Annotated in this window: 9 protein-coding genes and 1 tRNA gene; 7 read left to right on the top strand and 3 right to left on the bottom strand. The window is 67.8% G+C overall.

Features of this window, described 5'->3' with window-relative positions; all coding sequences use genetic code 11:
- Positions 1-35: 35 nt before the first annotated feature.
- The 3 genes from ubiB to leuB form a co-directional block, all read right to left on the bottom strand.
- Positions 36-1,598: a 2-polyprenylphenol 6-hydroxylase gene (gene ubiB, locus AC0IY0_RS16910; protein WP_461230985.1), complete on the bottom strand. Its 1,563-nt coding sequence runs from the start codon at positions 1,596-1,598 to the stop codon at positions 36-38.
- A 67-nt stretch (positions 1,599-1,665) separates the two neighbouring features.
- Positions 1,666-2,448, bottom strand: a complete 783-nt coding sequence (ubiE, locus tag AC0IY0_RS16905) for a bifunctional demethylmenaquinone methyltransferase/2-methoxy-6-polyprenyl-1,4-benzoquinol methylase UbiE (protein ID WP_147853575.1) — start codon at positions 2,446-2,448, stop codon at positions 1,666-1,668.
- Between the two features lie 86 nt (positions 2,449-2,534).
- Positions 2,535-3,644 carry a 3-isopropylmalate dehydrogenase gene (gene leuB / locus AC0IY0_RS16900; RefSeq protein ID WP_461230986.1) on the bottom strand — a complete coding sequence of 370 codons (1,110 nt, stop codon included), beginning with the start codon at positions 3,642-3,644 and terminating at the stop codon, positions 2,535-2,537.
- A 411-nt stretch (positions 3,645-4,055) separates the two neighbouring features.
- Between leuB and AC0IY0_RS16895 the strand changes: the two genes are divergently transcribed.
- From AC0IY0_RS16895 to AC0IY0_RS16865, 7 genes are all read left to right on the top strand, one after another.
- Complete coding sequence (locus AC0IY0_RS16895) at positions 4,056-5,621, top strand: 2-isopropylmalate synthase (protein WP_471764717.1); 1,566 nt, start codon at positions 4,056-4,058, stop codon at positions 5,619-5,621.
- 103 nt (positions 5,622-5,724) lie between these two features.
- Positions 5,725-5,800, top strand: a tRNA-Lys gene (locus AC0IY0_RS16890).
- A 118-nt stretch (positions 5,801-5,918) separates the two neighbouring features.
- Entirely contained in the window at positions 5,919-6,677 is a 759-nt protein-coding gene (locus tag AC0IY0_RS16885; RefSeq protein ID WP_471764716.1) for a hypothetical protein, read from the top strand.
- A 434-nt stretch (positions 6,678-7,111) separates the two neighbouring features.
- Positions 7,112-8,080: a helix-turn-helix domain-containing protein gene (locus AC0IY0_RS16880; RefSeq protein WP_471764715.1), complete on the top strand. Its 969-nt coding sequence runs from the start codon at positions 7,112-7,114 to the stop codon at positions 8,078-8,080.
- A 185-nt stretch (positions 8,081-8,265) separates the two neighbouring features.
- Positions 8,266-9,954 (top strand): methyl-accepting chemotaxis protein, encoded by a 1,689-nt coding sequence (locus AC0IY0_RS16875; RefSeq protein ID WP_471764714.1) that lies wholly within the window; start codon positions 8,266-8,268, stop codon positions 9,952-9,954.
- A gap of 33 nt (positions 9,955-9,987) precedes the next feature.
- Complete coding sequence (locus AC0IY0_RS16870) at positions 9,988-10,332, top strand: hypothetical protein (RefSeq protein WP_471764712.1); 345 nt, start codon at positions 9,988-9,990, stop codon at positions 10,330-10,332.
- A gap of 324 nt (positions 10,333-10,656) precedes the next feature.
- Positions 10,657-10,815, top strand: a complete 159-nt coding sequence (locus AC0IY0_RS16865) for a hypothetical protein (protein WP_471764711.1) — start codon at positions 10,657-10,659, stop codon at positions 10,813-10,815.
- Positions 10,816-10,881: the final 66 nt, after the last annotated feature.

Genomic DNA, 10,881 nt, shown 5'->3' with positions numbered 1-10,881 from the left:
CGATGTGCGGTTGGGATTGTCGGTCTCCCTTCTGATCAGAAGCCCCGGAACGCCATCACCAGCGCCCCTACCGCGATGCCCCACAGGGCGAGCGTCGACCAGATCGCACGTCGGCGCTCGTTGCGGGCGAAGCGCTCCAGGCGCTGGGCGTCGCCCGTCCCGCTCTCGTCGAGGCGGATCAGCACGCGCTTGAGCCGCGTCGCGAGGTCAGGGATGTCGCCGACCACGTCGGAGAGCACACGCAGGGCTTCGAAGCCGCTCTGAGCACGCCCGAGCGGGCCTGCATTCTTGGCGATCCAGCTGCGCACCACCGGCTCGGCCGTGGTCCACATGTCGAGGCGCGGATCCAGGGAGCGGGCCACGCCCTCGACAACCACCATGGTCTTCTGGAGCATCACCAGTTCGGTGCGGGTGCTCATGTCGAACAGGGCGGTGATGTCGAACAGCAGGGTCAGCACCTTGGCCATCGAGATCTCGTCGGCCCGGCGCTGGTGGATCGGCTCGCCGATCGCCCGGATCGCCTGCGCGAAATCCTCGACGGAATGATGCGCCGGCACGTAGCCGGCCTCGAAATGTACCTTCGCCACCCGGCGGTAATCACGCAGGATGAATCCCAGCAGGATCTCGGCCAGGAACCGCCGCTCGTTCAGGCCGAGCCGGCCCATGATGCCGAAATCCACCGCCACCAGCCGGCCCTCGGCGTCGACCAGCAAATTTCCCTGGTGCATGTCGGCGTGGAAGAAGCCGTCGCGAATCGCCTGGCGCAGAAAACTCTGGATCACCGTGCGCCCGATCGCCTGCGGATCGTGGCCGGCCGCGACGAGATCGGCCGCGCTGTGCAGGCGCACGCCCTCGATCCACTCGGCCGACAGCACCTCCCGGGCGGTCAGCTCCCATTCGGGCTTGGGCACCCGAAAATCGAGGTCGTCCCGGGTATTCTCCGCGATCTCCGAGGCGGCGGCCGCCTCCAGGCGGAAATCCATCTCCATCAGCACCGAGCGGGCGAGGATCTCGACCACCTCGCGCGGGCGCAGCCGCTCGGCCTGCGGAGAGAGGGCGTGCACCACCCGGGCCATGAACCGCATGACTTCGAGGTCGCGCATGAAGCGCTCGCGCACGCCCGGGCGCATCACCTTCACGGCTAGCGCCCGCTGCGTGCCGTCGGCATCCTGCACGACGGCCTTGTGGACCTGCGCGATCGAGGCGGCGGCGATCGGCTCGCTGAACGACACGAACAGCGCGTGAACCGGCTTGCCCAACGCCATCTCGACCACCTTCAGGGCGGTCGCCTGGGGGAACGGCGGTACCCGGTCCTGCAAGCGTTCCAAGTCCGAGGCCGCCTGCATGCCGACGATATCGGGGCGGGTCGCCAGGAACTGGCCGAACTTCACGTAGGACGGACCGAGCCGTGTCAGGGCCGACGACAGGCCGGCGGCGCCGTCATCCAGACCCCGGCGCTCCAGGGACCGTCCGAGCTTCAGGGCGAAGCGCAGGTGGGCCGGCAGTTCGGACGGGTCGGCGAGGGCGAGCGCCCCCTCCCGGGCCAGGACGAAACCGACCCGGGCACCGCGGAACAGGTTGATCGCGGCGCCGATCATGGACGCACCGAGACCTTCCCGCCCCCCAATGCAGGGGTGGGAATCAGATCGCGCTCGACGGCCAAGATCAGGAGACCTTCCAGCCGGAATGGATCGCCACGATCCCGCCCGAGAGCGGCCGGTCCGTGACGTGGCGGAAGCCGGCGCGCTCGATCATGCCGCTGAACGCACCCCGGCTCGGGAACTTCCGGATCGATTCGACCAGGTACCGGTAGGATTCGGCATCGCCGGCGACCCGGGCACCGATCCGCGGGATCACGTGAAAGGAATAGGCGTCGTAGATCCTGTCGAGCAGCGGGATGTCGACGGCGGAGAATTCGAGGCACAGGAACCGGCCGCCGGGCTTCAACACGCGGCGCGCCTCGGCGAGGGCAGTCTCGATCCGCGGCACGTTCCGGATGCCGAACGCGATCGTGTAAGCGTCGAAGGCGGCGTCCGGCAGCGGCAGCGTCTCGGCGTTGCCGGTGACGAAGGCGATCCGGTCGCCCGCGCCCTCGACCTTCTCCCGGGCCCGCTCGGCGCCGACGCGCAGCATCGATTCGTTGATGTCGAGCACCGTGACCCGCGTCTTCGGCCCGCCCGCGGCCAGGACCCGGAACGCGACGTCACCGGTGCCGCCGGCGACGTCGAGATGCGCGAACGGCCGGCCCTGCGGCGGCCGCAGCATCGACACGAGCTGCGCCTTCCAGGCCCGGTGCAGGCCCGCCGACATCAGGTCGTTCATGACGTCGTAGCGGCGGGCGACCGAGTGAAAGACGCTGTCGACGCGCCCCTGCTTCTCGTCGAGCGACACGCGCTCGAAACCGAAATCTGCGCCTTCGCGCTCCGTCGCCCCGTCCCCGGCCTTCATGACGCTCCCGTTCCTCACGTCCGCGCGTCTTAGCGAAGGCCGCGCCCATCCGCCATGCGTCCTATGACGCGGACGGAGCCAGATCCTCAGCCGACGCGGGCACGCAGGGCGTCCGCCACGGCGTTCGCCATGGCGCGTGTGCCTATCGCGTTGGTGCCCTCGCCGGCGATATCGGCGGTACGGCCCCCCCCGGCCAACGCGTCCATGACGGCGCCGTCCAGCGCGTCCGCGGCCTCGCCGAGGCCGAACGAGTAGCGCAGGCACATGGTCAGCGAGCCGATCATGGCGATCGGGTTCGCCTTGTCCTGCCCGGCGATGTCCGGTGCCGAGCCGTGGCACGGCTCGTAGAGCGCCCGGCGCACGCCGCTTTCATCCACCGCGCCCAGCGACGCCGAGGGCAGCATGCCCAGCGAGCCAGTGAGCATCGCGGCGAGGTCGGACAACACGTCGCCGAACAGGTTGTCGGTCACGAGCACGTCGAACTGCTTCGGCCTGCGTACCAGCTGCATGGCGCAGTTGTCGGCCAGGATGTGCTCCAGCTCGATGTCGGCGTAGTGCTCGGCATGAACCTTGGTGACGACCTCCTTCCAGAGGACGCCGGACTTCATGACGTTGTGCTTCTCGGCCGAGGCCACCCGGCCGGAACGCTTGCCCGCCAGATCGAAGGCGACCTTGGCGATCCGCTCGATCTCGCCCGTCGTGTAGACCTGGGTGTCGACCGCCCGCTTCGAGCCGTCCTCCAGGATGGTGATCTCCTTGGGCTCCCCGAAATAGACGCCGCCGGTCAGCTCGCGGACGATCATGATGTCGAGGCCCTCGACCAGCTCGCGCTTGAGCGCGGAGGCATCGGCGAGCGCCGGGTAGCAGATCGCCGGCCGCAGGTTGGCGAACAGCTCCAGATCCTTGCGCAGCCGCAGCAGGCCGGCCTCGGGACGATTCTCGTAGGACACGCCCGCCCATTTCGGACCGCCGACCGCACCGAGCAGGATCGCGTCCGCCGCCCTGGCGCGCGCCAGCGTCTCGTCCGAGAGCGGGCTGCCGTGGGCATCGAGGGCGCAACCGCCGACGAGATCGGTCTCGGTCTCGAACGTGGCGAGGCCGGTCTCCTTCAGGGCGCCGAGCACGACCTGCATGCCGGCCGCGACCTCCGGGCCGATCCCGTCGCCGGGCAGGAGCAGGAGCTTGTAGCTGGCCATGGCGGTCTCGCGGGTTCTCTCTCGACGTGCCGGCGGGCTTTATCCAGGGCGGACCGCGCTTGGCAAGGCGGCGGGCAAGGGCGGCCCTTGTGTTTCCGGCACGCGGGGGCTACCTCTGCGGCCCTTCGCGCGGATGCCGCTTCACGCCGTCCGCGACTCACCCGGGAGAGACGAGCCTTGGCCAGAGCCGGCTCAGCGTCCGAGACCGCCCACGCCGCTTCGTCGGCGTTGCGGTTGCGCGCGCCTGGTGCCCGGCTTCGTCTTCCGCTTCTGCTTACCCGCCCCTGAGGGCCGTCCGGGCGCGCGCGCCTGGGCCTTCAGGGGATTGTCGGAACTCGCGAACCTCAGCCCCTCCCGGGGCACCACGCCGCTCCGCGCAATATGCCGGGCGGCCCGCGACAGGGTAAAGCCATGACCACCACCAGCACCACCGCCGCCCGCGAACGCATCGTCATCTTCGACACCACCTTGCGCGACGGTGAGCAGTGCCCCGGCGCCACCATGACCCATGACGAGAAGCTGGCGGTCGCCGAGCTCCTCGACACGATGGGCGTCGACATCATTGAGGCGGGCTTCCCGATCGCCTCGATCGGCGACTTCGAGGCTGTGTCGGAGATCGCCCGGCGCACCAAGCGCGCGACCATCGCGGGCTTGGCCCGCGCGATTCCCGCCGACATCGCCCGGGCCGGCGAGGCGGTGCGGCACGCCAAGCGCGGACGGATCCACACCTTCGTGTCGACCTCGCCGATCCATCTCGCGCACCAGATGCGCAAGACCCAGGACGAGGTGCTGGAGATCATCCTCAAGACCGTGGCTCAAGCGCGCGACCTCGTCGAGGACGTGGAATGGTCGGCCATGGACGCGACCCGCACGCCGATCGACTACCTGTGCCGGTGCGCCGAGGCCGCGATCAACGCCGGCGCCACCACGATCAACCTGCCCGACACAGTGGGCTACGCCACGCCGTCCGAGTACCGCGACATGTTCGCGGCGGTGCGCGAGCGGGTGCCGAACGCCGACCAGGCGGTGTTCTCGGTCCATTGCCACAACGACCTCGGCCTCGCGATCGCCAACTCGCTCGCCGGCATCGAGGGCGGCGCCCGGCAAGTGGAGTGCACGATCAATGGGATCGGCGAGCGGGCCGGCAACGCCGCGCTCGAGGAGATCGTCATGGCGCTGCGTACCCGCGCCGACGTGCTGCCCTACGAGACCGGCATCGAATCGACCATGCTGACCCGCGCTTCCAAGCTGGTGAGCCACGCCACCAACTTCCCGGTGCAGTTCAACAAGGCGATCGTCGGCCGCAACGCCTTCGCGCACGAGAGCGGCATCCACCAGGACGGCATGCTCAAGAACGCCGAGACCTACGAGATCATGACGCCGGCCTCGGTCGGCCTGAGCAAGACCGCGTTGGTGATGGGCAAGCATTCGGGGCGGGCTGCGTTCCGCTCCAAGCTCGACGACCTCGGCCTGCACCTGTCCGACAACCAGTTCCAGGACGCGTTCGAGCGGTTCAAGGCGTTGGCCGACCGCAAGAAGCACGTCTACGACGAGGATATCGAGGCCCTGGTCGACGAGAACCTCGCCACCGCCCATGACCGGATCCGCCTGGTCTCGCTCTCGGTCATCGCCGGCACGCGGGGCCCCCAGCGCGCCACCCTGCGCATCGCCGACGAGGACGGCACCCGGATCGAGGAAGCCGATGGCAACGGACCGGTGGACGCGGTGTTCAACGCGATCACCGCCCTGGTGCCGCACAAGGCCGAACTGGAGCTGTACCAGGTGCAGGCGGTCTCCGGCGGCACGGACGCCCAGGCCGAGGTCTCGGTACGCCTGCGCGACGGCGACCGCAGCGTCACCGCCCGGGGTGCCGACCCGGACACGCTGGTGGCGTCCGCGAAGGCCTATCTCTCGGCCCTGAACAAGCTCGCGGCCCACGCCGTGCGGGTTCATGCACAGCACGCGGCAGCAGAATAGCAAAAAACCCGCGTTCGGGGGTGGACAGCCCCCGGATGCGTTGGTATCAGCCCGCCACCCCGGACGGACTTGGTGGCCACCGGGGCGGGTCGCAGACGCGATCGGGCGCATAGCTCAGTTGGTAGAGCAGCTGACTCTTAATCAGCGGGTCCTAGGTTCGAACCCTAGTGCGCCCACCAAGACTTCCCGGAACGGTCCTTACAATCTCATTCGTCGGATCGACGCCGCACAGGCTGCGCGGGGCCGTGGCGGCTTTGCATCGTCGTGCCGCAACCCACGCACAACGAAAACAATTCTTTGGCGAAAGAGCTGAAGACAATTTGTTTTGCCTGTGCAATTTCGGGTTTAGAACTATCTCCGCCTGAAGATGGTCTGGCTGTCGCATATCGCGGGCTGAACTCGGAGATTTGTCGGTTGGTTCGTTTCGCCTCGATTGTCGCCGCGGCAGGAGCAGGCGCCCTGGCGTGGTGCGGACCCGCTTCGGCGGCGCCGGAGATCACCCTCGCGGCGATCGCGACGGGCCGGCTCTACATCGTCGGAACTACGGAGCGGCCGCATGTACCGGTGGTGCTGGAGGATAAGTTCCGCACCGAGTCGGACGAGAAGGGCAGGTTCCAGTACGAACTCGTCTATCATCCGAGCCGGTGCATCGTGTCGGCGACCATCGACGGCAAGACTGTAGAGGCGGTCGTCAGCAATTGCGGTCAGACCTGCGAGGCCGCACCGCAGCCCGCGGCGGCCGCCGCTGCTGCGCGCGCGCTACCGGCCGGGCAGGCAGCGCCTCAGGTGGCCGGGAGCGCGGCTCAGCCGCCGCGAGGGGCGCCGAACAACCGGTCCGCCGTCGCGCCGCCGCCGAACCCCAGCGCCGCGCCGACTGGAACGCCCGATGCCGCGCCGAAGAACGTCCAGATCGCTCGGCCACCGAGGCCACCGCAACGGCCTGCCGTGCGGACGCCGCCGCAGGCCCGGACCGTCCAACCGGCCAAGCCGGCGCGCAAGCCCAGGCCGGCGCAGCGGCCAGCCCCAGACGACGCCGGACCACCGATTGCGGATTGATGGATCGCGGCGCCGCGATCGCAACTCGAACGGGGCCAGAGCCCGTCCCGTCAGCGCCGCCGCCAGCGCCGCGCCCCCCCCTGCCGCTGTCTGATAACGGCCAGCCTTGAGCCCGATATCGACCGACATACCGCGATAGGTTGGATAACGGCATCGTCCTGGAACGCTGCCGAAAGCCGCGCGGCGCACAGGTCGATGCGGCGCGACTTTTTAACTCATACAAATGAGATACTTTAATCGTTTTTAATCATGCTTCGCTGATCAGATTAAAGTTTATATTTTTGTGACTAAAACACATCTATATAGTCTAAGAACGGGAATGCAGCGAATCAACCCTAATTTGTCACGTCGATTATAAAACCTACCATTTCTGTTTGCGATGATGGATAATCCGACAATCCTCGATGAGGGCTACCGGATCGATCTGCGCATCAATGAAAACCATTTTCTCGGCGGTCGGCGATCAATCGAATACAAATTTCAATCTCTGGAGAGATTTCGCCACGAGCCGCTTGATGCCGGCCGAACTGTATCGGGTAGACGATGGCCACTTCCGCGGCCTTTTTGAAGGGACAGATCTCGGCTCGCTGCTGATCACCCGCTCGACGTCCAGTGCCGTAAGGGTGGAATCGACCCCGGCCACGCTCCGGCGAAACCACAAGCGGGATACCCTCGCCGTCACGGTCAAGCTGTCCGGAACGTCGATGTGCGAGCAGTTCGGGCGCCAGGCCGTGCTGCAGCCCGGCGAAATCACCGTCCTGGATCGGGCAAGCCCGTCCGTCCGCCAGACGTCCGGATCGTCCCGATCCCTGCTCCTGGAAATCCCCCGGGACCGATTGGAGAACCTGCTCGGTGATGCCCGTCACTTCACGGCCCTGACCATCGGAGAGCATCTCGGCAGCGCGCGCCTCGTGACGACGTTCCTCGACACGTTGCTACAACTCGAGAACGTGCTCACGGCCGACGTCGCCCAGCGGATGTCGGCCATCGTCGTGGACCTGATCGCGGCCAGCATCGCTGAGCGCCTGGCCAAGGAGGTGCCCCGGCCACTGCACGGCACCGTCGTGGTCCAGCGGGCCAAAGCCCATGTCGAGGCCAACCTCGGTGACCTGACCCTGGACCCGCCCCAGCTCGCGGCCATCGTCGGCGTTTCGCTGCGCCGCCTGCAGGAACTGTTCCACGAGCACGGGCAGCACATCTCCGATTGGATCTGGCAGCGCCGGCTGGAGGCCGCTGCCAAGCGCCTGGCCGACCCGGGGTGTCGACATCTGTCCCTCGGCACCCTGGCCTATGGCTGCGGCTTCGCCAGCCAGGCGCATTTCTCCCGGCGGTTCAGGGATCGATACGGGATGGCACCGAGCGCGTTCCGGCATCTGGCCGATCCTGGCATCCCGAAACGGTGATCCGGCCGCGCAGGGCTGGCTTCTCAACCGCAGATCGGTCGGTCGTCGATGACCCCGCGGATCCCGCACCGGGCCTCATCGTAACTCCAAGTGCAGAGCAATCAGCGGTTGTTAAGATCTGTTGGTTAAGCATTCGCGGCTGCAGCTTGCGCAATGTTCCTATTCCGCTGCATTTCGAGGGTGCCGTGACGCTGCAATCTGTCTCCATCCGCACAAAATTGATTGTGGCGTTCGCCACTCTGACCGTTTTCGTGGTCGGCCTGGGCATACTCGGGCTCGTGAGCACGCAAAAGCTGCGCGATCAGACCGTCGCCATCGAAACGAACTGGCTGCCGAGCATCAGGACGCTCAGCGAGATCAACACGCTGACGGCCCGGAGCAGTGGGCTTCTCCTGCGTCACACGCAGGCGACTGATCCGGCGCTGCTGGCCACCATCGAGAAGGACATTGGCAGCTTCGACAGATCCGTGGACAAAAAGGCCAAGTTCTATCGCACCCTGATCAGCTCACCCGAAGAGCAGGCATTGGACGCGACGCTGAGCCGGGCGTCTGACGCCTTCCGGGCTGTCCGGGACCAGGTGCTGGCCCTATCGCGCCGGGGTGACAAGGCGCAGGCCTACGCACTCTACGAGACGAACGGGCTCGCGCCCCGTCGTGCCGTCTCCACCGCGCTCGAGAAGCTGATCGCCCTCAACAACGAAGGCGCCAGCGCCGCTGAGGCCCAGGGTCTGACGGTCTTCGAGGAGACCCGCACGGTGACCCTGATCGCGATCGGGCTCGCCCTGATTCTTTCGGTGCTGTCGGGGGCGGTGATCGTCCTGGGGGTCACGCGCGGCATCCAGTCCGTTGTGCAGCCGATGCAGGCCCTGATCGCCGGCGACCTGTCGGTCACGATCCCGCACCAGGGCGCCCGGACCGAGGTCGGCACGATCGCGGACGCCGTGCAGGTCTTCAAGGACGGGCTGATCCAGATGAAGGCCTTGGAGGCCGAGACGGCCGAGGCCCGGCTCGCCGCCGAGGCGCAGCGCAAGACCGGCATGCGCCAGATGGCCGAAACCTTCGAGCAGGCGGTCGGCGGCATCATCGGCCTGGTCTCGGCCTCCGCCACCGAGCTTCAGGCAACCGCTGAGGCGATGTCGGCCATGGCCGGCCAGACCTCGGCGCAGTCCGGCGCGGTGGCGGCCGCGGCCGAGGAGGCCGCCAGCAACGTCAACACCGTGGCGGCGGCCGCCGAGGAGCTCGGCTCGTCGGTCCAGGAGATCGGCCGCCAGGTCGACGGCTCGGCCAGCCTGGCGCAGCGCGCCGTCAGCGAGGCGGATCAGACCGCCGTCCTGGTGCAGGAGCTCAGTACGGCGGCGGCCCGGGTGGGCGACGTGGTCGGCTTGATCTCGTCGATCGCCGGGCAGACCAACCTGCTGGCCTTGAACGCCACCATCGAGGCGGCCCGGGCCGGCGCTGCCGGACGCGGCTTCGCCGTCGTCGCCTCCGAGGTGAAGGCGCTGGCCGAGCAGACCGCCAAGGCCACCGAGGAGATCTCGGGTCAGATCGCCCGTATCCAGGCTTCCACCGGCCAGGCCGTCACGGCGATCGGTTCGATCGCAATGCGGATCCAGGAGATCAGCGGCGTGACGACCTCGATCGCCGCCGCCGTGGAACAGCAGGGCGCGGCGACCCAGGAGATAGTTCGCAACGTCAGCCAGGCCGCGATGGGGACCGGGGCGGTGACCAGCAACATCACCGGCGTCGCCAGCGCCGCGGAGGAGACCGGATCGGCGGCGAGCGAGGTCCTGGGCGCGGCATCGGAACTCTCGCGCCAGTCCGAGCACCTCTCAGCCGAGGTGGGCCGCTTCCTCGCCACCGTGCGCGCGGCCTGAACGAACGGCGGGGCCGCCAGGATCGCAGGCCGGATGCGCGCAGTCCGATCCGGTGCGCGTGTCGGCCCCAGCGAAGTCTCGCGTTCCCAGCAACGATCGGTTGACCACGTCGACAGCCAGCCGCTCGTCCCGGAGGGCGCCAGAGCCAGTTTGCGGACTTCGCTCAGCGGCTACGCGGATCCCGCAATGGTCAAGGTCTTGGCGTTCCTGGCCGCGCTGGGATCGGTCGCCTGCGGCTTGCTGATCGTCCGGGATCTGCTTCACTTGCTGACGCTGCAGCAGAACCCGACCGGAGCACGCGTCGCGACGTTGCTGGCGGTTTTCGCGGTCGGCTCGAGCCTGGGCGCCGCCGCGAGCCTGCTTCAGCGCAATCGCTGAACCATTTGCGGGCGAACCCGATCGCAACCCAGGTGTGCCGAAGCACGTCCGCCTGTAAAGCTTAGGCATACATCAGGGTCACACCGCGAACACAGTCGCGGACCTGATGGAGACTATCAATGCCCCTCGCATCCCGCCTCACCATTGCCGCCGCCGCGACGATCGCCACCGTTGCGGTCCTGGCCGGCTCGTACGTGCAGGCCTTGAGCCTCGCCCTGCCGAACCACTTCGTCTGATGCTAATCGGACCCGGCGACGGAACGCCCAGCAACCCGGTGCTCCGTTGCCCCTGCCAGCCCAAAACCCCTGTGCGGGGAGGCAAGCGATGCACGCCATCCTGATAGCCATGCTCGACGGCGCGACCTGGGTCGCCGACACGCTCGATACGCTTCTCGACGATGCCGTCATCGGCTTCGGAGCTGCAGCCCCGTTCGCGGCACGCGGCGAGGACGAGTCCATAGAGCCGGGTCCGCCAAGACCCTGACGCACAAGCTGTAACAGCGGCACCGCGGACAAACGGGTCAGCGACGCCGCGCCTCATTACAACGCG

The organism is Methylobacterium sp. AC315 (assembly GCF_979253755.1).
The sequence above is the reverse complement of the archived record's forward strand: the minus strand, read 5'-3'. Positions and strand labels throughout refer to the sequence as shown.

Coding starts and splice junctions, on each gene's coding strand:
- AC0IY0_RS16880 (WP_471764715.1), top strand. CDS start 7,112: ATGAAAACCATTTTCTCGGCGGTCGGCGATCAATCGAATACAAATTTC.
- AC0IY0_RS16895 (WP_471764717.1), top strand. CDS start 4,056: ATGACCACCACCAGCACCACCGCCGCCCGCGAACGCATCGTCATCTTC.
- AC0IY0_RS16865 (WP_471764711.1), top strand. CDS start 10,657: ATGCACGCCATCCTGATAGCCATGCTCGACGGCGCGACCTGGGTCGCC.
- ubiE (WP_147853575.1), bottom strand. CDS start 2,448: ATGAAGGCCGGGGACGGGGCGACGGAGCGCGAAGGCGCAGATTTCGGT.
- ubiB (WP_461230985.1), bottom strand. CDS start 1,598: ATGATCGGCGCCGCGATCAACCTGTTCCGCGGTGCCCGGGTCGGTTTC.
- leuB (WP_461230986.1), bottom strand. CDS start 3,644: ATGGCCAGCTACAAGCTCCTGCTCCTGCCCGGCGACGGGATCGGCCCG.
- AC0IY0_RS16870 (WP_471764712.1), top strand. CDS start 9,988: ATGCGCGCAGTCCGATCCGGTGCGCGTGTCGGCCCCAGCGAAGTCTCG.